The sequence below is a fragment of the Nonomuraea sp. SYSU D8015 genome (assembly GCF_008065375.1).
In the GTDB taxonomy this organism is placed as follows: Bacteria; Actinomycetota; Actinomycetes; order Streptosporangiales; family Streptosporangiaceae; genus Nonomuraea.
Window position 1 is genome coordinate 1,065,903 of record NZ_VJYI01000002.1, and the last position, 19,993, is coordinate 1,085,895.

Genomic DNA, 19,993 nt, shown 5'->3' on the forward strand with positions numbered 1-19,993 from the left:
TCAGTCGCGCCCGAGCGCGGCCTCGATGTCGTCCAGCCTGGCCTCCAGCTCGCTCTTGCAGGCCGGCTCCAGCCGCCCCTCCCGCATGCGATCGGAGAGCTTCTGGCGCACGTTGGCCGTCGTGGACGGGTACGGGACCTGCGACGTCACGGTCGCCTGCAGGACCTGCTGGAGGTCCAGCACCACGTCCGCGTCCGTCGCACCGCACGGCGTCCTGGCCCTCAGCGCGGTCGTGAAGCCGTCCACGGCCTGCTCCACCGTGCTCACCGCGGACGTGCTCACCGCGGACGGCGGGCTCTCGATGTAGCGAGCCGTGGGCGTCTCCATCGGCGACGGCGCCGCCACCGCCTGCTCCACCTGCTGCCGGAGCCCCAATTGCTGGAGCCCCGTCTGCTGGAACCACAGCAGCGCCGAGAGTGCGATCGCGGCGGACCCCGCGACCGTCAGGCCACGCCTGACGTGTCGTCCCAGGGTCGCCGCGCTCAGCGCGGAGGTGAGCTCGGCGACGACGTCCGCCGCCGTGGGCCGCTCCTCCGGCCGGTGCGCCAGACAACGCTGGCAGAGCGAGGCGACGGCGTGCGGCACTCCTTGGACCCGCGGCGGAGGCGAGGTTCGGCGGGCCGCCTCGATCTCCTCCCACGTGGTCTCCGGGTACGGCCTCCGGCCCGTGAGCATGGTGTGCAGCAGCACGCCCAGGGCGTAGACGTCGACCGCGGGATGGGTCGGCGCGCCGAGCAGGCGCTCGGGGGCGACGTAGGGCGGGGTGCCCCGGTCGTCCTCCGGGTCGCCCGCCCAGGCCGCGATGCCGAAGTCGAGCAGCTTGGGCCCGTCCGCCGTGAGCAGCACGTTCTCGGCCGTGACGTCGCGGTGGACGAGACCGCGGGCGTGCCCGGCCATGAGGACGCGCGCCAGCCGCAGCGCGATGGACGCAGCCTCGGTCCACGGCAGCGGGCCCGCCTCGATGCGTTCGGCCAGTGGTGTGCCGTCGAGCAGGGGCATCACGACGTAGGCCGCGACGCCGCCGCTCGTGGTGACGGTCTCACCGTAGTCGTAGATCTCGATGGAGTCGGGATGGATGAACCTGGCGGCGGCGCGGGCCTCGCTGCGTACGCTGACCCGCTCGCCCTGGTCGGCGTGCAGCGACGCGGTGAGCACCTTGACCGCGATCATCCGGTGCAGTGACTGGTCGAAGGCACGCCAAATGACCGACATGCCTCCTCTGGCCAGCGGATCCAGCAGCAGGTACCGCCGGGCCAGCACATCCCCAGGCTCAAGCCGACTCACGGATGACCAGTTCCGTGGGGAGGACGGGATCGATCCCCGCGGCTCCTGTCAGAAGCAGCCGCGTGGCGACCGTGGCGAGCTCCTCGACGGGCTGGCGGATCGTGGTCAGCGCGGGGACCGTGTGCTTGGCGACCGGGGCGTCGTCGAACCCGATCACCGCGACGTCCGCGGGGACCTTGCGCCCGGCCCTGCGCAGCGCCTGGATCGCGCCCGCCGCCATCAGGTCCGAGGCGACGAACACGGCGTCCAGCCCTGGGGCATGGCGTAACAGCCACTGCATGGCGTGGGTGCCGGAGGCGGCGGTGAAGTCGCCGTAGGCCACCGGAACGTCCGGCGCGCCGGCCGCCTGCAGGGTCCGGACCAGCCCGTCCAGCCGGTCGCGGGCGGCGGGCAGGGACGGCGGGCCGCCGATGGCGGCCACGTTACGGCGGCCGGTCAGGAGGAAGTGCTCGGCCGCCTGACGGCCGCCGTCGAGGTTGTCGACGTCGGCGTACGGGAGTTTGAGGTCGTGGGGCGGGCGGCCGATGTTGCGGACCGGGACGCCCGAGGTGGACAGTTTGATCGCCAAGGGGTGGCGCTCGCGCGCGCCGATGATCAGCACCGCGCCGGACAGTGCCGGAAGGGTGGAGGACGTGGGGGTCACGGTCGTCACCATCAGGTGAGTGCTGTGCTCGGCGATCACGGCTCCTGCGGCGGACAGGAGCCTGGCGTAGTAGGGCTCGGAGAACAGACGGGGAAGGTGGTCGCAGATCACTGCCGTGACGCCGTCGGCCGTGGTTTTGGCGGCTGTTCCCCTGGGCGCCCGGTGTCGGACGTATCCCATGCGGGAGACGGCGTCGTAGACTTGGCGGCGGGTCGAGGTACTGACCCGCACCGAGCCCGTGAGGACTCTTGATGCGGTCGCGGGGGAAACCCCTGCAGCGGCCGCCACCTGTGCCAGTGTGGGCTGCTCGGTCATGGAGCACCTCGCGGAAAGATCCTGGGAGCGCTCCCACGTTACCAATGTTTCGCCGCTGTTAATAGGGTCTTTGCAAGGAGTGCGTCCCGTTGTACGGACGCACTCCGAATTTGCGGAGCTAGTGGCGTTGGTAACCCTCAGAGGTTTTTGTGCAGAGTGACGATCACCGCCATATTTCCATGTCCGTTTTGTCGTATCGCGACGGTTTTGAAAACCCCTCTTACCGATCAGTCGTCGAACCCGTCGCCGATGCCGATCGAGACCGGGTCCTCCGGCTCCTCGCCGGAGTCCGCCTCCGGCTCCTCGACCCGCGGCTGCACGGGCCGGCAGTTCTGACCGCAGCCGCCGAAGCGGGCGGTGTTCACCGGCGTGAAGTCCGTGGGTGGGACGCCCTTCAGGGCGGCGATCATGGTGTCCTTCCAGATCGGCCCGGGAATCGAGGCGCCGAAGACGTTGGCGTAGTAGCGCCCGCCGATGGTGACGCCGTTGAGCTTGTACTTCTGCGCGCCGCGCGGGTCCCCGATGCTGACCGCCCCCGCCAGGTCGGGGGTGAACCCGGCGAACCAGGCCGTGGCCTGCGAGTCCGTGGTGCCGGTCTTGCCGGCGGCTGGCCTGCCGATGCCGCCCACGCGGCTCATCGTGCCCTTGGTGAACACGCCGGACAGGATGTCCGCCGCCGCGTCCGCGACCTCGGGATCCAGCGCCTGCTTGCACTTGGGCTTGTAGTTCGTCGCCTTGCCGGTGCGGTCGGTGATCTTGGTGATGACCATGGGGGCGCAGTACTTGCCACGCGCGCCGATCGCGGCGTAGGCGTTGGCGACGGTCACCGGATCCATCTCGTTGATGCCGAGCGTGAAGGTGGAGTATTCCTGCAGGTCCAGGCCATCGGACCGCTTGATCCCGAGTGACTGGGCCGTCTTGACCACATTGCACAGGCCCACCTTCTGCTCCAGCGCCATGAAGAAGGTGTTCACCGAGTCCCAGGTGCCGGTCGCCAGCGACTTGAAGCCGCCGCCGCCTTCGTCGTTGGTGACGGTGTGGCTGGGGTCGCCGATGTTCTCGCCCTTGCAGTTCTTGAACGAGGAGTAATAGGGGGCGCGGAAGCCGCTGCCGACGGAGAGTCCGTCGTTGATCTTCATGCCCTGCTTGAGTGCGGTGAGCAGCGTGAACGTCTTGAACGTCGACCCGGCCTGGAAGCCGGTCCCGCCGCCGTGCACCGCGTCGGCGACGACGTTGTAGGACATCTCGTTCTTGCGCTTCTTCTGGCCGTACTTGCGGCTGGCGGCCATGGCCTTGATCGCTCCCGTGCCGGGCTCCACCAGCGCCTCCGAGGCGACCGGGTTGTCCGAGGCGAACACGTGCTTCTTGATCGCCTGCTCGGCGGCCTTCTGCATCTTCGGGTCGAGCGTGGTCTGGATCGTCAGGCCGCCCCGGTCGAGGAACTGCTCCCTGGCCACGGGGGTCTTGCCGAAGTCCTTGTTGCTGAGGATCTCGTAGCGGACGTACAGGCAGAAGTACGGATACTTGCTGGACCCGCAACCACCCGGGATGTCGGTGCCCTTGTAGCCGAGCTTCGTCTTCTTGGCCTCTTCGGCCTGCTCAGGAGTGATCTTCTTCAGCTCGGCCATCCGGTCGAGCACCACGTTGCGCCGCTTCAACAGCCGGTCGCGCTGCTCCTTGCCCAGGTTGGGGTCCGTCGCGTTCGGGTCCTGCACGGCGCCGGCCAGGGTGGCCGCCTGGGCGAGATTCAGCTGAGATGCGGGAACTCCGAAGAAGCGCTTGGCCGCCGCTTCGACCCCGTACGCGCTGGCGCCGAAGTAGGCGATGTTGAGGTATTTCTCCAGGATCTGGTCCTTGGTGTACTTCTCCTCGACCGCCATCGCGTAGCGCAGCTCCCTGAGCTTGCGCGCGTAGCTGGCCTCGAGTGCGGCGTTGCGCTCCTTGTCGGTGGTCGCCGAGTTGAGCAGCACCTGCTTGACGTACTGCTGGGTGATGGACGAGCCGCCCTGGGAGATGCCGCCCGTGCTCAGGTTCTTGGCGAGGGCCCGGATGGTGCCCTCGATGTCGATCGCGCCGTGCTCGTAGAAGCGGTAGTCCTCGATGGAGATGATGGCCGTTTTCATGACCTCGGCCACGTCCTGGAGCTTGACGTTCTCGCGGTACTCCTCGTAGAACCACGCGATCTCGTTGCCCTCGGCGTCGAGCACGGTGGTCCGCTCCGCCAGCGGGGGCTCCTTGAGCTCCTCGGGTTTGATGCCGAGCTCCTCCGATGCCGAGACGAACATCGCTCCGGTACCTCCGACCGCGGGCAGTGCGATGGCGGCGGCCACCACTCCCGCCGCTGTCGCGGCCGCGGCCAGGCGCGCGATACTCGACATACGGGAAGCCATGCGAAAATTCCTCCTGATCGTGGCAATAGGGTGCATCCTAAACCCGCCCAAGGCGTGCTCCATGTAAAACCTTGGACCCTCCCCAGGGCAGGTTTGTTCGCTCGGATGCGGTGATTTCCGGCACATCTAGTGATCGTGTGGCGCGGTTGTCCTCGGTTCGGCCAGGCGTCGGCAAAGAAGCGTGTCGGCGGGCGAGGCGCGCTCCGCCGTTCTGGCAACGTCTACCAGGGCATTTCTTCCTGGCCTGGTGGAGGGTCTCATGCGTCGTGTCGGGGATGGCGAGCACTTCGATCGTCTGCTCCGCGCCGCCCGCGTTCATTGGGCGGAGAACCCCGGCGGTGACAGGTGCGTCGTGGCGGAGGCGTTCGACCAGGACATCAGGGTCGTGGTGCGTACGCTCCTGGCCGCGAAGGCCGTCTGCGGGGCGGCCTCGGCGCGGCTGGTCGTGCTGGGCGACCCGGAGGTGCGGCAGCTGGCCGAGGTCTTCGGCGCCGCCCGCGATCTCCACCCTGAGACGCCGCCGGTCGCGCTGGTCACCGGACGGGTCGACCGCAGCGTGCCACGGGACATCCCGGTCGTGCACGTCTACGGCGAGGGGACGCTGCAGGCGTACACGCTCTTCCCCGACGACGGGCCCTGTTCCTTCCAGGACGAGCTGCCCGCCCGGGTCGCCTCCTTCTTCGAGCAGCACGTCTGGCCCAACAGGGACGTGATCAGGCCCAGCGCCGAACGGGTGGCCTGGCAGACGAAGGCCGGCTACCAGGTCCGCACGGACACCGAGCGGCGCCAGCTGCGCAGCTACGGCTGCGCCCGCCTGGGGCTCGACCCCGGCCTGCCGACGATCGTCGTGCTCGGGCACGTGCCCGGCGACGACACGGAGCTGTTCGAGACAGCGGCCGAGTTCGCCTCGAGGGACGAGTCGGCGAACTGGCTGTTCCTCGACCCCGTCGCGGGCGGCCACAGCCGGATGAAGCACGTGGGCGACACCCTGTCCACGAACATCCTGTGGAGCCTGGCCGACGTCGGCGTCGCGTTCGGCGACAGCGACCTGCCCGCCTTCGGCATCCCCGTCATCCAGGCCGGCTGGTCGGAGGGCCGCGACTGCGGGGCCACGCACGTCGCCCGCAGCGCGCCCGACCTCCGCGGGCTGCTGGAGGAGGCCGTCGGCAGGCACGCCAAGGGCGACACCATCCTCGGCCCCGAACAGCGCGAGCGGGCCCGCCTGTGGCTGTGGCTGCGCCGCTGCGGCGCCGACGTGCCCACCCAGCTCCTGCCGCACTGGGCGCACGGCGCCGACTACGCGCGCGTGCTGGCCGTCAACCTGCGGTACGTGGAGCGCGACGGCGACCCCCTCTTCCTCTCCGTCCACCGCATGTGGGAACGGCGTGAACCCCTGCTCACCCGTTTCGACTTCCGCTACCCGGCAGGGCTGTCGACCACACTCACCCCCGCGAGGAGCACTCGATGAGCAGCTCAGGATCCGCCACCGAACTCGACCAGGTGATCCTTCCCGCCATACCGCCCGCACACGTGCTCAGCGGCCAGCTCGCCGCGCTGCAGGTGACCGACCGGCTGCACCGCGGCAGGCAGATCGTGGGCAGGTTCGAGACCTCGGGGCTGGCCGGTTTCAAGATCGCCGCGCAGGGCCGCCCGCTGCGGGTCCAGATGACGGTGTCGGTCGACGAGCTGTCGGTCAGCGGCTGGCACACCGGCACGACCGGCCCGCCGAGCTCGCTGCCGCGGCTGGTCCAGATCCGCTCCCAGGGACGGCTGCGCCAGTGCGTTCTGCTGCGCGGCCGCCGGGCGCACGCCCACGTGGCGTTCGACCTGCCGGCCGAGGAGATCCCCGACGACGGGCTGATCTCCGTCGAGGCGCTCGACATCATGGAGGGCGACGGCGTCTGCGACGAGGTGCGCCGGGCCGTGGCCGGGCGCGTCATGCCGGACGGCGCGGCGGGGCTGCGGATCGACAAGATTATTTTCGAGGAGCCGCCCGCGGTCGACTACGACCCGGACACGCTCGACGGGTGCCGGTGCGAGCTGTACTCGCTGATCAGCGCGGGCGGGCTGGCCAACCTCAACCGGCAGGGGGTGCGGTTGCTGCGCTCCGGGATGTTCGTGGTCAATCCGGTGCTGCCCGACACGTTCGGGTCGGGCGAGCGGATCACGCTCCGGTTGGGCACCCGGGCGGAGCCGGCCGCCGTCATCCCGGCGTCATGGCGGCGGATGGCCAGCGAACTGCGCTGGATCCGGCACGCCACCAAGAAGGCCTTCCGCCTGGCGGCGCCGTCCGTGGAGCGGATCCTCAGCGTCAGGGACGGGAACACGGGGCGGCCCAAGCAGCGGGTGCACGGCAACATCACCGAACTGGAGCCGCCGAGCCCCGCCCGCTCCCCGCTCCTGGTCATCATGTCGCCGGTCCCGGGCGTCATCCCCACCCTGGAGTCCGGCACCTCCCACTGACCACCCCCACGGGCACTGCGCCATTGCGGGGGCCCGCGACCGATCCGGCGCCGGGGACCGGCGGGACCTCGCCGTCCGCCATCGCACGGCGGCGCTGCCCGCCGGGCTCGCGCTGCCATGCACGCACGGGCGAAGCGTTGCGTGCGGGCGCCATGGGTGGGACGGCGCGGTACCAGAACCCACCCGACCACACCGCCCCGCACGGTGCGGGTGCCGGGCCGGACTCGTACGGGCTTGAACTATCTCAGGCCGAATAAGATCGGGGCATGGGTGACGCCATCGACGGGATCCTTGAGCAGTGGCGGCGGGAGCGGCCCGATCTGGACCTGTCGTCCATGGGCGTCTTCGGGCGGCTCGCCCAGGTCATGCGGCTGCTGGAGCCGCAGGTCGACCGGGTGTTCACCAGGCATGGGCTGCGGCAGGGCGAGTTCGACGTGCTGGCCGCGCTACGCCGGGCCGGGCCGCCGTACACCTTGATCCCCTCCGAGCTGTCCGCGGTGCTGATGATGTCCAGGGCCGGCATGACCAACCGGCTGGATCGGCTGGAGGCGGCCGGGCTGGTCGAGCGCAGCCTCGACCCGGCCGACCGGCGCAGCTTCCGCGTCCGGCTGACCGACGAGGGCCGGCGGGTCGTGGACGACGCGCTCACCGAGCACGCCGCTAACCTCGCCCGCCTCGCCGCCCCGCTCACTCCCGAGGACACCGAGACGCTCGTCGCGATCTTTCGTAAGCTGCTCGGCGGCCCGCTCGGTAACCCGCCAGAACGCGATGCTTAATAAACCGGGGAAAAACGTCGATCACCGGTGAAAACGCCGTTCTGAGGGCAGGGGTCATTCGTGAGCAGGAGCGGCTTGCGAATCGAGACGACCCGATATCTCCAATGCACGGTCATACACGCCAGCGGCGAACTCGACCATGCGGGGCGGGTCCGGTTCAGCGCCTGCATCAACGCCGTGTGGGACTGGTCGGAAGGGCCAGTCCTCGTGTTCGACCTCGCCGACCTGGAGTTCTACGACTCCTCGGTCATCGGCGTGCTGGCGATGGTGATGCAACGGATGGAGGAGCAGCGCGGCGGACGGATCATCCTGGTTCGTCCGTCCGATCATCTGCTGTCCGTGTTGCGGCTGACGGACCTGCTGTCACACGTGGAGCTGCGCGACAGCGTCGAGGAGACCGTGGCGGAGCTGATGCTGCAGTCGGGGGGAGATCGTAGCCCCGCGCCGACCTCCCCACCCGTCGTGGTGCACGCGGGCAGGCGCAAGGTCGCGGCCGACCATTGCCGGCGCGGGGGACGACGCTAGAGCCCGTACGTCTCCAGCAGACGAAGCCACACCTCGCTGACCGTCGGGAACGACGGCACGGCATGCCACAGCCGCTCCAGAGGAACCTCCGCGGTGACCGCGATCGTGGCGGCGTGCAACAGCTCGGCCACCCCCGGGCCCACGAACGTGACGCCCAGCAGCACCTTCCTGTCCTCGTCCACGACGGCCCTGGCCCGGCCCCGGTAGCCGTCGCCCAGCAGGTACGCCCCGGTCACCGAGCCCATGTCGTAGTCCACCACGCGTACCCGGAAGCCCTCTTCCCTGGCCGCCGCCTCGGTGCGGCCGACCGCGCACACCTGCGGGTCGGTGAAGACCACCTGCGGCGCGCCGTAGCCGTCGGCGAGGTCGCGCATCGCGGGCAGCTCGTCACCGCGCGCCATCGCGGCGATCACGTCACCGCAGACCCTGGCCTGGTACTTGCCCATGTGCGTGAGCAGGTTCCGCCCGTTGACGTCGCCCACGGCGTAGAGCCAGCCGCCGGGGATCGCGGTGGCCCGCATGCTGTCGTCCACCTCGACGTAGCCGCCGTCGGGCAGGCCCACCGAACTGAGCCCCACGTCGCGTGTGGCGGGCCGGCGGCCGGTGGCCACCAGCACCTCGTCGGCCTCCACCGGCGGGCCCTCGGCCAGGTGCACCGTCACCTTCCCCCCGGGCTCGGGCCGCTCCACCGAGGCCACGTCGGTACGGGTGCGCACCTCGATCCCCGCCTCGGCGAACGACTCGGCGACCAGCTCGCCCGCGAACGGCTCCATCCTGCTCAGCAGCCCGCCGCCGCGTACCAGCAGAGTGGTCTGGCGGGCGCCGAGCCCGTGCATGGCCTGCGCCATCTCGCAGGCCACCACGCCGCCGCCGAGCACGGCCAGCCGCTCGGGGATCTCGGTGGCCGCCGTCACCTCGTGGCTGGTCCACGGGTTCGCCTCGGCCAGGCCCGGCACCGGCGGCACCGCCGCGGTGCTGCCGGTGGCCAGCACGACGGCATGCCTGGCGGTCAGCACCCGCTCGCCGCCGTCGACCGTGGTGACGTGCACCCTCTTGGGGCCGTCGAGCCGCCCGTGACCGCGTACGAACTCGGCCGGCACGCCTTCGATCCACCGCACCTGCCCGGCGTCGTCGTAGTTTCCGACGGCCTCGTCGCGGCGGGCCAGCACGGCCGCCACGTCGATCTCCTGGAGCGAGAGCCCCGGGACCCGGGCGACCTCGCCCGCCAGGTCGATCGGCCGCAGCAACGCCTTGCTCGGCACGCACGCCCAGTAGGAGCACTCGCCGCCGGCCAGTCGCTCCTCGACGAGGGCCGCGGTCAGGCCGCCGCGCACCGCACGGTCCACGACGTTCTCGCCGGCGGGACCGCCCCCGATCACAATGACGTCGAACTCGTCAGTCACCCCAGCCTCCCCAAGCACTTGTCGATGACAAGAACTCTTTCACGCGAAGGTGCCGAGCACATCGCACGGGGGCCGGTCGGCGGTGAGAGAGCTTTCATCTCGTGCTCATGGTGGCCCAACGCCTGGTCGAGAGCCTGAGGTCAGCCGCGGAGAGGCCGCGGAGGACGTCAGGAGGAGACTTCAGATGGGTCAGGCATCAAAGCGGATCCTGCTCACGATCGCGGTCGCGCTCGGGCTGAGTGGGACGGGCGCGATCTTCGCGACGACCGGCGCAAGCGCACAGACGGCGATCACCCCCGCCTCCGTCCACGTCGCCACCGACTCGGACGACGACGATGACGATGACGACGACGGTGGGGCTCCGCGTGGTGGGGTCGACACCGGTGTGGGTGGGGCGTCGCGGGACGACGACGATGACGACGACGGTGGGGCTCCGCGTGGCGGCGTCGACACCGGTATGGGCGGGACCGCCGGGAGCGGCGACGCCGAGGGCGGGTCGGTTCCCGTGGTGCCGCTGAGCCTGGCGGGTGCGGGGCTGCTCGCCGTCGGTGCGTACTGGGTGCGGCGCGCGTTCTTCGCGGGCGCATGACCGTGCGCGCGCTCCTGGCGATCGCCGCTGCCGGCGTCCTGGTCGCGGTCGGAGCCTGCGCCGCCGAGCCGGCGCCCCGCGAGGCGACGCCGGTCTCGGTTCAGAACGAGAACCCGACCGGAGCGGAGGGCGGGAACACGCGCCCCGTCTCGGACGCCCAGGCCGGCGGGGCCGCCGACGCCCGAGGGGCCGACGTGGCGCGCCCCGTACGGCTGCACATTCCCGCCATCGGCCTGTCCACCCGCGTGATCCCGCTGCGGCTCGACGCCAAGGGCAAGCTGATCGCGCCCGAGAGCTTCGACCGGGTGGGATGGAACAAGTCGGGACCGGAGCCCGGCGAGCGCGGCGTGGCAGTGATCGCGGGCCACGTCGACTCGACCACCGGCCCCGCGGTGTTCTACCGCCTGCCCAAACTCCGAAAGGGCGACCGCGTCCACGTCGACCGCGCCGACGGCACGTCGGTGACGTTCGTGGTGAATCGGCTCGCCCGCTACCCGAAGGACCGGATCCCGGACAAGGAGGTCTACGGCTCAGGCGGAGCGGACGCCCAGCTCCGGCTGATCACATGCGGCGGGACGTTCGACCGGCAGCGCCGCAGCTACCGCGACAACGTGATCGTGTTCGCCAGTTGAACCGGCACCCCGTGCCGCCGAGGAACCCCCCGCTCCTCGGCGGCACACTCTGGCCCGCGGGTCCCGCCGGCCCCATTCGTCTCCGCGTACGCCTGCCGTAGGCCGTCGTTAACCCCGGGCCCGTAGCGTTCCCGCATGGCGGATCCTTATCCCACGTCCGTGCCGTACCGGCAGGCGACCGATGGCTACCACACGTTCCGGATCCCCGCTGTGGTCATGACCCGGGCGGGCACCGTGCTGGCGTTCGCGGAGGGCCGGCGGGCCTCGGCCGGGGACTCCGGCCACATCGACCTGGTGCTCAAGCGATCAACCGACGGCGGGCGGACATGGGGCGGCCTGCAGGTGATCGCCACCGAGCCGCGCCGCGGCACCGCGGGCAACCCGGCGCCGGTGGCGCTGTCCGACGGCAGGATCGTCCTGGTGTTCGTGCGGCAGGGGCCGTCGGCCACCGAGGACAAGATCAGGCGCGGCCAGGTGGCCGCGGAGGACGGGCGGCGGGTGTTCGTCCAGGTCAGCGAGGACGACGGAGTCACCTGGTCGGCGCCGCGCGAGATCACGAGCACCGTGAAGCGGCCGGAGTGGCGCTGGTACGCCACCACGCCGGGCCACGCGATCGAGCTGCGGCAGGGCTCGCACGCCGGGCGCATCGTGGTCCCCGCCAACCACTCCCTGCCCCCGACGGGCCAGGACAACGGGACCGAGGGCAAGTACAACGGCGGCCACTCGCTGCTCAGCGACGACGGCGGCCAGACCTGGCGCATCGGCTACGTCGACGACACCCCCGACGGCTACGTCAACGTCAACGAGACCACGGCCACCGAACTGCCCGACGGCCGCGTCTACTTCAACACCCGCACCGACTCCACCGCTCCCGGCACCCGGGCCGACGCCTACTCCGCCGACGGCGGTCAGACGCTGGAGCTGCCCTTCCGTCCGCAGGCCGGGCTGGTCGGCCCGGTGGTGGAGGGCAGCGTGCTGTGGTGCGCGGCGCCGGACGTGCTGCTGTTCTCCGGGCCGGCGGCGCCGGACGCGCGGGCGCTGATGACCGTGCGCGCCAGCTCCGACCTCGGCGTCACCTGGCGCGTGGCGCACACGGTGTCCGGGCTGCCCGCGGCCTACTCCGACCTGGTCAGGCTGGACGCGGAGACGGTGGGGCTGTTGTTCGAGACCGGCGACTTCGGCCCGTACGAGAGCATCGCCTTCCGCCGCCTCCCTCTCGCGGAGCTGGCGGCCGGGTGACGAGCCCGGGCTGGGTGGCTTTCGTCAGTGGAGGGGGTTGGGCAGCCGGGTCCAGGTGTCGCCCGGCAGGGCGCCCTCCAGCTGGGTGGCCAGGTGCGCCTTCACCGTGATGGACGGGCCGAACAGGGCGTCGCGGTCCGTCCGTACGTCCGGGCCGTCGGGCAGCGCGTCGAACGCCTCCCGCGCGGCGGCGGCCACCACCTCCCACAGGCGTGACTCGGCGGCGCGGTCACCCTCGCAGAAGAGCGAGATCAGGCTGCCGAACGTGGTGCCGACGAGCGAGCCGTACAGCTTGGCGTGCAGGACGCGGGGGTCGTCGGTGAGCAGCCTGGCGCTGACCGGCGGGACCTCGATCCCGTTGCGGGCCAGCCTGTCGGGGCTGAGCCTGACGTCGGCCAGGTCACGGTAGATCAGGCGGGACGGGCGGCCACGGGCGTCGAGCACGATCAGCAGGTTCTGGCCGTGCGCCTCCAGCGCCGCGCCGAGCGTCAACAGGCCCAGGGCGTCGGCGAGGGCCGGCCGGGCGAACGCCGCCAGCCATTCCGCGGAGTCCTCTCCGGCCATCTCGCGGGTGACCGCGGCGACGGGCAGCACGGTCACGCCGCCCGGGGCGAGGGCGGACGTCGGCTCGCGCAGCATCGCCGACAGGTCGGCGCTGAACTCGCCCTTGACCGCCGCGGCGGCCCCGGCCAGGTAGCGGGCCACGCGTGGGCGGCCGCCGAGCCGCGCCGACAGGTCGGTGAGCAGGTCCGACAGCATGACGCAGTCGCGGACCGAGCCGGGCGAGATGTCGCGGACGTCCGAGGTCATCCGGGTGCTGAACGCCGTCTTGAGATGCGGGCCGCCGTCGAGGGGGGCGAGGGTGCGTACGGCCATGAGGGGGCGCGCCGGGATCGCCCCCGTCGCGTACGGCCGCAGGCCCAGCTCGGTCAGCACGTGCCTGGTCTGCCAGGGGTGGACGGGCAGGAGCAGCCGGTCGCCGTCGACGAGGGACGCCGGCCACGGGCCCGAGACCAGGCATTCGGCGGCGGGCACCGCCACCAGGTCCAGGGCGACGACCGGGCGGTGCTCCGGCATGTACGCCAGCTGCTCGGCCACCGAGACGCCCGGCCGGTTGCGGCAGCACGGGTGGTAGGGATGGCCGTCCACCACGCTCTGCTCGTGGTCCTCGGGCGTGGTGGGGGCGGGATGCGGTCGCGCGGCGGCGCTCGCGCGGGACAGGGCCAGCGAGGCGACGCTGTTGTCCAGGTCGTGGACGAGCCGGTCGCTGCCCGGGAGCCCGAGCGCGGCAAGGAGCCCGGCGGGGTGCGTCCATGTCCGCCCGTCCAGCCACAGGGCCTGCTCGCCCCCGAGGTCGTACGGCAGCCGCGCCCGCCCGACCAGCCGCCGCCCATCGGCCAGCACCACCACGGCCTGTCCCCATCCCCCGGGCGGAGAGGCGGACGCTGGGTCAGCCGCCCCTTGCCCGCCGGCTGGGGAAGGGGCGACGCCGGGGAGAGGCTCGTAGAGGAGGCTGCGCCACAGGCGGCCCAGCACGGCGGCGCGGGCGCCCGGCAGGGCCGCGCGGTAGGCGGCGGACAGGCCGGGGCGGACCGCGGCCAGCTCCGCCGCGAAGTGCTCCTCCATTTGCCCCATATTTCCCACTATTTCCATAAACATCCTGGGTAGCTAGCCTGTGGGCACCGATGGGTACAAAGCGGTAGGAGCAGGTCGCCATGGCATCCACCGACGGCCTCCTCCCGCCTTCCGGGCCGGAGCGGGACGCGAGCGTAGGCGCCACGGCCCTGGCCGTGACCGCGCTGCTCAACTGCCTCCTCCGCGAGGTGGCCCATCCGGGCCCTGACCCGGCGACGTTCGTGCTGCCCGCGACCGACCACGTGCTGAGGGCGGGCGGCGAGCGCTTCCCGGCCGACCCAGAACTCCGCACGTCCGGCGGCTGGCGCCCGCTGCCGCTCGACGACCTCATCGCGCTCACCTCGGCAGAGCTGCGCGCGGCCACCGGGGTGGCCAATGACGCCCTGCCCGACGAGATCCGCCACAGCCGCGACGTCACGGCCGCCCTGCTGGCCGCCAGGCGGACCGCCACGCCGCCGACGGACCCGTTCCTGCGTTCCGAGCAGGCCCTCGTGGCCGGGCACCGCTACCACCCGGCGCCCAAGGCTCGCGGCGGCGCGGGGCCGGAGGAGTGGCTGCGGTATTCGCCGGAAGCGCATGCGAGCTTCACCCTGCCGCTGCTCGGCGTGCCCGCGGAGGTCCTGGTGGAGGAGGGAGACGCGAGCGTGCTCGACCGGCTCGGCCCGCCGCCGGGCGACGGCCTGGCGCTGCTGCCCGCCCACCCGTGGCAGGTGGAGCTCCTCGGCGGCCTGCGCGGCGGGCCCCTGCGCCACCTGGGCGCCACGACCGCCACCGCGGCGCCGACCTCGTCGGTCCGCACGGTTTACCTGCCCGAGGCGGACCTGTTCTGCAAGTTCAGCCTGGACGTGCGGATCACGAACGACGTCCGCCGCCTGTGGCTGCACGACCTGCACCGGCTCGGCGCGGTCGCCGACCTGGTGGACGGGGCCTTCGACGGCCTGCCCGAGCACGTCCCGAGGCCGGCCGTGCTGCGCGACCGCGGCTACCGCAGCGCGGAGCTGGGCGGGGACGGCGGCGAGGGCCTGGCGGTGATCGTACGGGACGGGCTGCGCCGGCACGTGCGCCCCGGGCTGACGGCGCTGATGGCGGCGGGCATCAGCGAGGGCTTCCCCGGCAACCCGCTCGACGGGCTGGACGAGGACCGGTCGCTGCTGTGGTGGGAGCGCTACCTGGAGCACGTGGTGCCGCCGGTCCTGCACGCGTACCTGCGCCACGGGGTCGTGCTCGAATGCCACCTGCAGAACGTGCTCGTCGCGGTGGACGCGCACGGCATCCCCGCCCAGGCGCTCTTCCGCGACCACGAGGGCGTCAGGATCCTCGCCGAGCGGCACCCCGAGCTGTCGGGCGCGGGCGTGGTGAGCCGGTCCTACGGCTGGGAGCGGCTGGTCTACTGCCTGGTGACCAACAATCTCTGCGAGCTCGCCGGAGCCGTGGCCGGGCGCCATCCACGGCTGCGGGAGGAGCTGTGGGCGCGGGCGCGGACCGTGTTCAAGGGCGTCGGCCGGGATCACGGTGATCCGGCGGAGCTGCGGGCGCTGCTTTCCGATGCGCATGTCCCGGCCAAGGCCAATCTCCTGCTGCGCTGGACGGACGCCGCCGGCGAGGCGATGCGGTGCGTCCCCGTATCCAATCCGTTGAGACTCTTTACGGCATAAGCTATTCTCGCTGAGTCATCACTTTACGGTGTATTGAGTTAGCGAGGGATCATGCTCGAGGCGAAACTGCACGACGGGAGCACCATCGACGTGGAGGTGCACGGCGCCGGGCCGACCGTGCTGCTCCCCGTCGATCCACGGCCGGTCGAGGGCGAGCAGGCCGAGGAGATGCGCAAGTGGGGCGCCGACCCCGCGCTGGGGCGCTCGCTCATCGACGGGCTGAGCGACGCCTTCCGCGTCGTGGCCTTCGACTATCAGGGCCACGTCATGGCCGTGCCCAAGCCGGGCACGCTCACCCCGGCCAACGTCGCGGCCGACCTGCTCGCGGTGGCCGACGCGACGGGGGCCGAGCGGTTCGCGTACTACGGGTACTCCTGGCTGGCGCTCAGCGGGCTGCAGCTGGCCATCAGGACCGACCGGCTCTCGGCGCTGGTCATGGGCGGGTTCCCGCCGTACGGGGGCCCGTACGCGGAGATGCTGGCGGTCACCAGGGCCTCCCACGAGATGGCCAAGCAGCCCAAGGTCCCGCAGGGGCCCGTCGAGCCGGGGGACTGGTCGTCGGCCGGGATGTCCGCGACCGAGGACCAGACCATGCAGTTCGTCACGCTGTACGAGGCGTTGCAGGACTTCGACGACCGGGCCGTCCGGCTCACCTGCCCCCGGCTGTGCTTCGCCGGGTCGGCCGACGAGATCCACTACGACGAGCAGTGGGGCGGGACGCACGTGAGCATCGGCGGCCCGCTGGTGAAGCACCGCGCGGAGCTGACCGAGCTCGGCTGGGACGTCGAGGTGCTGGACGGGCTCGACCACATGGGCGCGATGCTGGCCGAGAACGCCCTGCCGATCCTGCGGCCGTGGCTGGAGCGGGCCCTGCGCTGACGTCAGCTGACGTCAGTGGTCCCGGTGCGGCCAGGGCGAGGCGCCCACCACGGCGCCGTACAGGACATGGTCGGCCAGCAGGGCCAGGCGTTCGACGCCGGTCTCCGGCTTGCGGGGCAGGCCGAGCGCGGGCGCGATGGCGACCTCGAACGCCGCCCAGAACAGCATCCCGTAGACCGGCCCGGCCCACGGCCGCTCGCGCACCGCGCGCGGCAGGACGCCGAAGAAGGCGCCGCCGCCCGCTCCGTACAACCAGTGCACCGCCTCCACGACGGCGGGACGGCGCTCCACGGGAACCCGCCGGAAGGCCTGGGGCGCGGTCTTCTTGATCACCGCCTCCGGCGGCGTCTGCGCGACCAGCCCGAGCGCGGTGGTGAGTTGCCGCAGGCCGGACATCGCCATGGAGGCGATCGCGCCGCGTGCGGCGGCCCGCACGATCGGCTTGCGCTCGCGCTCTCCCTCCAGGGTCTGATTCATGGTCGTTCGCCTACCTGAGTACGCGCCCGTTAAACGCGGTCAGGCGTTTCCGAGCTGCTCGGGCGGCGCCTTCATGCGGCCGATGATGGCCGAGGTCGAGTGGTCGGGGAGGTAGTCGAGCACGCGTACCTCGCCGCCCAGCGCCCGCACCAGCGGCGCCTCGGGCAGCATCTCCGGGGTGTAGTCGCCGCCCTTGACGTAGAGCTCGGGGCGGATCATCCTGAGTAGCCGCTCGGGGGTGTCCTCGTCGAACTCGACCACGTAGTCCACGTCGTTCAGCGCCGCCAGCACGGACATGCGATCCTCGCACGGGTTGACCGGCCGTCCCGGGCCCTTCAGCCGGGCCACGCTGGCATCGCTGTTGACCGCCACCACCAGCACGTCGCCGAGCCGGCCGGCCTGCTCCAGATACGTCACGTGGCCCCGGTGCAGCACGTCGAAGCAGCCGTTGGTGAACACCACCCGCTCGCCCCTGCGCCGGTGCTCGTCCAGCAGCTCTGCCAGCCGCTCGGGGCTCTGCACGGCGCCCTCCTGGCGGCGCAGGGCACGCAGCAAATCGTGCCTGGTGCAGATGGCCGTGCCGGGGCGGCGTACGACGACCCCGGCCGCGGCCTGGCCCGCCTGCGCCGCCTCCTCCGGCGAGGCGCCGGCCGCCAGCCACAGCGCGAAGGCCGCGGTGTACGTGTCGCCCGCGCCCGTGGCCATGTGCTGGGGAGCGGGCTCGGCATAGGTCCGGTACGGCGGGCAACCGGGCCGGTGGAGCAGCGTGCCCTCGCCGTCCAGCGTGGTCACCACCATGTCGGCGCCGGTCAGCTCCAGCAGCCGGTCGGAGCGCGCCATCAGGTACGCCGGCCGGTCGACCTCGTTCTCCTCGGCCTCCTCGTCGCCGAGCAGGCGCACGACCTCGGTGAAGTTCGGCAGCACGGCGGCCGGCGCGCACTCCCGCCACGGCGCCACCGCGTGCGCGTCCACCACCAGCAGCGGGAACCCGGCGAGCGCCCGGCGCACGGCCCGGGTGAACACGCCGCCGCCGTAGTCGCAGGCCACCACCACGTCCGCCCCGCGCAGGGCCGCCGCCACGCGCCGCAACAGCTCCCGCTCGGTCTCCTCCGGGATGACGTCGAGGTCCTCCTCGTCGTAGCGGGCCGTGAGCTGCCCGCTGGCGACCAGCCGCCGCTTGTGGGAGGTGCGCCGGCCCGGCACGGTCAGCAGATCGGTCCCGACGCCGAGCAGGCGCAGCGACTGCACCAGCTCGTCCCCGCTCGGGTCGTCGCCCACGACCCCCACGAGCCGCACGCGGGCCCCGAGCGCCACGAGGTTGGCCGCCGTGTTGGCGGCGCCTCCCGGCGCGTTCTCGGTCGCCTCCAGGCTCATCACGGGCACCGGGGCCTCCTGGGCCAGCCGTTTCGCCGAGCCGAGCAGCCAGGAGTCCAGCATGACGTCCCCCACGACCACGGCATGAACGGTCTTCTCGCTCGCGATGCCCATGAGGGCCGAGTACCTGTGAGAGCCGAGTTCAAACCCATGTGATGGCAGGTTACGGACCGCACCCGCGAGGGTAGCCGGGCGGCTATGCACGGCTGCTCAGATCTCGACGCGCCGGTCCCGGAGCGGGACCGCCCTCCGGTCGCGAGGGGTGGTGGACAGGAGTGCGGGACGCTGCGGCTGCGTGCCGACCGGCCGGTGACGGCGCTGGTCGAGGGCGTGGAGCGCATCGCGGTGCTGCGGGCCAACGCGCTCGGCGACTACCTGATGGCCGTGCCGGCGCTGGAGGCGCTCAAGCGGGCCTACCCCGGCGCGCGGCTGACGTTGCTCGGCACCGCCATGCACGCCGGGTTCCTCACGGGACGGCCGGGGCCGGTGGACGACGTGGTGGCGTTGCCGCCGATCACGGGGGTGTCGACGGCGGAGAGCGGGCATCCGGTGCCGGACGGGCTCTGCGACGAGCTGCGGGAGCGGCGGTTCGACCTGGCCGTGCAGATCCACGGCGGCGGCCGGTTCTCCAACCCGTTCATCCGGCGGCTCGGCGCGCGGGTGACGGCCGGGCTGCGGGCCAGGGATGCCGAACGGCTGGACCGCTGGGTGCCGTACACGGACTACCACCACGAGACGCTGCGCTTCCTGCAGGTGGCCGAGCTGGTCGGCGCGGTCGCCGACGGGCTGGAGCCGCGCCTGGCGATCACGGAGCACGACCGGGCGGAGGTGTCCGCCGCGCTGGGGGAGCCGCCGCAGGGCCTGGTCGCCGTGCACCCGGGCGCGACCGATCCCCGCCGCCGCTGGCCGGTGGAGCGCTTCGCCGAGGTGGCCGACCAGACCGACCGGCCCGTCGTGGTCACCGGCACCGAGGAGGAGCGGCACCTGGTTGAAGGGGTGATCGCCGCGATGCGCAAGCCGGCGCTCCCTGTCGTGGGCGTCCTCGGCATCGGCGGCCTGGCCGCGCTGTACGAGCGCTGCGACCTGCTGATCGCCAACGACACCGGCCCCCGCCACCTGGCCGCCGCCATCGGCACGCCGACGGTCGCCGTCTACTGGTGCGGCAACCTCATCAACCACGGACCGCTCTCCAGAACGAGGCACCGGCCGCTGATCTCGTGGACCACGGCGTGCCCGGAGTGCGGCGCCAGCGGCGTGGACGTGACCGCCGAACGCTGCCCGCACGACATGTCGTGGGTGACCGACGTGTCGGTGGGCAGGGTGATGGAGCAGGTCAGAGACCTGCTGATGGTGGAAGGAAGATGTGGACATGAGTGACCACGCGGTGCTCGACGAACTGAGACAGGCCATTGACGAGGCGTTCGGCGGGCAGGATCGGGTCGCGATCCGTGAGGTGTACGCGCGGGCCTCCGCGCACGTCAATCTGCCCGCCGACCTGCTCGCGCACCTCAACGAGCTGCCCGAGGGCGCCTACAGCAGGCAGGAGGTGACGGAGGCGATCAACGACGTCATCCGCCGCCGCGGCGAGCAGGACAGTCTGGGGTTGCTGGACGTCCCGCGGCAGGTGCGCCCCGTGCAGGAGAGCGATCCCCGGGAGCCGGGCGCGTAACGAATTTCGGGAGCCGGCCGCATAGCGGGGCGGCCGCGCGGCGTC

The 19,993-nt window shown here is 72.0% G+C and carries 18 protein-coding genes; 11 read left to right on the forward strand and 7 right to left on the reverse strand.

From position 1 onward, the window contains the following. From ID574_RS14490 to ID574_RS14500, 3 genes are all read right to left on the reverse strand, one after another. Positions 1-1,260 (reverse strand): serine/threonine-protein kinase, encoded by a 1,260-nt coding sequence (locus ID574_RS14490; RefSeq protein ID WP_188189299.1) that lies wholly within the window; start codon positions 1,258-1,260, stop codon positions 1-3. Between the two features lie 10 nt (positions 1,261-1,270). Next, positions 1,271-2,242, reverse strand: a complete 972-nt coding sequence (locus ID574_RS14495; RefSeq protein ID WP_188189300.1) for a LacI family DNA-binding transcriptional regulator — start codon at positions 2,240-2,242, stop codon at positions 1,271-1,273. A gap of 227 nt (positions 2,243-2,469) precedes the next feature. After that, positions 2,470-4,620, reverse strand: coding sequence for a transglycosylase domain-containing protein (locus ID574_RS14500; RefSeq protein ID WP_188189301.1), 2,151 nt, complete (start codon positions 4,618-4,620; stop codon positions 2,470-2,472). A 271-nt stretch (positions 4,621-4,891) separates the two neighbouring features. On the opposite strand from ID574_RS14500, the gene ID574_RS14505 reads away from it, so the two are divergent. The 4 genes from ID574_RS14505 (at position 4,892) to ID574_RS14520 (ending at position 8,396) form a co-directional block, all read left to right on the forward strand. Beyond that, a complete protein-coding gene (locus tag ID574_RS14505; RefSeq protein WP_188189302.1) occupies positions 4,892-6,100 on the forward strand; it encodes a hypothetical protein in 1,209 nt (402 codons plus the stop codon). Next, positions 6,097-7,095 carry a hypothetical protein gene (locus ID574_RS14510; RefSeq protein WP_188189303.1) on the forward strand — a complete coding sequence of 333 codons (999 nt, stop codon included), beginning with the start codon at positions 6,097-6,099 and terminating at the stop codon, positions 7,093-7,095. Before ID574_RS14505 ends, ID574_RS14510 begins: the two co-directional genes overlap by 4 nt. 266 nt (positions 7,096-7,361) lie before the next feature. Further along, positions 7,362-7,871, forward strand: a complete 510-nt coding sequence (locus tag ID574_RS14515) for a MarR family winged helix-turn-helix transcriptional regulator (protein WP_188189304.1) — start codon at positions 7,362-7,364, stop codon at positions 7,869-7,871. A gap of 75 nt (positions 7,872-7,946) precedes the next feature. Continuing rightward, the gene (locus tag ID574_RS14520) at positions 7,947-8,396 is read left to right on the forward strand and encodes an STAS domain-containing protein (protein ID WP_188189305.1); all 450 of its coding nucleotides are present in this window, start codon (positions 7,947-7,949) and stop codon (positions 8,394-8,396) included. Here ID574_RS14520 and ID574_RS14525 read toward each other — a convergent pair. After that, the gene (locus ID574_RS14525) at positions 8,393-9,799 is read right to left on the reverse strand and encodes a dihydrolipoyl dehydrogenase family protein (protein ID WP_188189306.1); all 1,407 of its coding nucleotides are present in this window, start codon (positions 9,797-9,799) and stop codon (positions 8,393-8,395) included. The two genes, ID574_RS14520 and ID574_RS14525, sit on opposite strands and share 4 nt — an antisense overlap. Positions 9,800-9,983: 184 nt before the next feature. On the opposite strand from ID574_RS14525, the gene ID574_RS14530 reads away from it, so the two are divergent. The 3 genes from ID574_RS14530 to ID574_RS14540 all read left to right on the forward strand — a co-directional run bounded on the left by ID574_RS14530 (position 9,984) and on the right by ID574_RS14540 (position 12,259). Continuing rightward, positions 9,984-10,388 carry a hypothetical protein gene (locus tag ID574_RS14530; protein WP_188189307.1) on the forward strand — a complete coding sequence of 135 codons (405 nt, stop codon included), beginning with the start codon at positions 9,984-9,986 and terminating at the stop codon, positions 10,386-10,388. Further along, positions 10,385-11,020 carry a class F sortase gene (locus tag ID574_RS14535; protein WP_188189308.1) on the forward strand — a complete coding sequence of 212 codons (636 nt, stop codon included), beginning with the start codon at positions 10,385-10,387 and terminating at the stop codon, positions 11,018-11,020. Before ID574_RS14530 ends, ID574_RS14535 begins: the two co-directional genes overlap by 4 nt. A gap of 135 nt (positions 11,021-11,155) precedes the next feature. After that, entirely contained in the window at positions 11,156-12,259 is a 1,104-nt protein-coding gene (locus ID574_RS14540; RefSeq protein ID WP_188189309.1) for a sialidase family protein, read from the forward strand. Positions 12,260-12,283: 24 nt separating this feature from the next. Here ID574_RS14540 and ID574_RS14545 read toward each other — a convergent pair whose 3' ends face one another. After that, on the reverse strand, positions 12,284-13,894 hold the full coding sequence (locus tag ID574_RS14545; RefSeq protein ID WP_188189310.1) for an IucA/IucC family protein: 1,611 nt from the start codon (positions 13,892-13,894) through the stop codon (positions 12,284-12,286). Positions 13,895-13,974: 80 nt separating this feature from the next. On the opposite strand from ID574_RS14545, the gene ID574_RS14550 reads away from it, so the two are divergent. Both ID574_RS14550 and ID574_RS14555 read left to right on the forward strand, forming a co-directional pair. Further along, the gene (locus ID574_RS14550) at positions 13,975-15,549 is read left to right on the forward strand and encodes an IucA/IucC family protein (protein WP_188189311.1); all 1,575 of its coding nucleotides are present in this window, start codon (positions 13,975-13,977) and stop codon (positions 15,547-15,549) included. Positions 15,550-15,600: 51 nt separating this feature from the next. Further along, positions 15,601-16,428, forward strand: a complete 828-nt coding sequence (locus ID574_RS14555) for an alpha/beta fold hydrolase (protein ID WP_188189312.1) — start codon at positions 15,601-15,603, stop codon at positions 16,426-16,428. A 12-nt stretch (positions 16,429-16,440) separates the two neighbouring features. On the opposite strand, the gene ID574_RS14560 is transcribed toward ID574_RS14555, so the two are convergent. Continuing rightward, the gene (locus ID574_RS14560) at positions 16,441-16,905 is read right to left on the reverse strand and encodes a hypothetical protein (RefSeq protein ID WP_223166674.1); all 465 of its coding nucleotides are present in this window, start codon (positions 16,903-16,905) and stop codon (positions 16,441-16,443) included. A 39-nt stretch (positions 16,906-16,944) separates the two neighbouring features. Continuing rightward, positions 16,945-18,393: a D-glycero-beta-D-manno-heptose 1-phosphate adenylyltransferase gene (gene rfaE2, locus ID574_RS14565; protein WP_188189313.1), complete on the reverse strand. Its 1,449-nt coding sequence runs from the start codon at positions 18,391-18,393 to the stop codon at positions 16,945-16,947. A gap of 84 nt (positions 18,394-18,477) precedes the next feature. On the opposite strand from rfaE2, the gene ID574_RS14570 reads away from it, so the two are divergent. Together ID574_RS14570 and ID574_RS14575 are read left to right on the forward strand one after the other, a co-directional pair. After that, the gene (locus tag ID574_RS14570) at positions 18,478-19,656 is read left to right on the forward strand and encodes a glycosyltransferase family 9 protein (protein WP_188189314.1); all 1,179 of its coding nucleotides are present in this window, start codon (positions 18,478-18,480) and stop codon (positions 19,654-19,656) included. Beyond that, a complete protein-coding gene (locus tag ID574_RS14575) occupies positions 19,649-19,948 on the forward strand; it encodes a hypothetical protein (protein WP_188189315.1) in 300 nt (99 codons plus the stop codon). Before ID574_RS14570 ends, ID574_RS14575 begins: the two co-directional genes overlap by 8 nt. Positions 19,949-19,993: the final 45 nt, after the last annotated feature.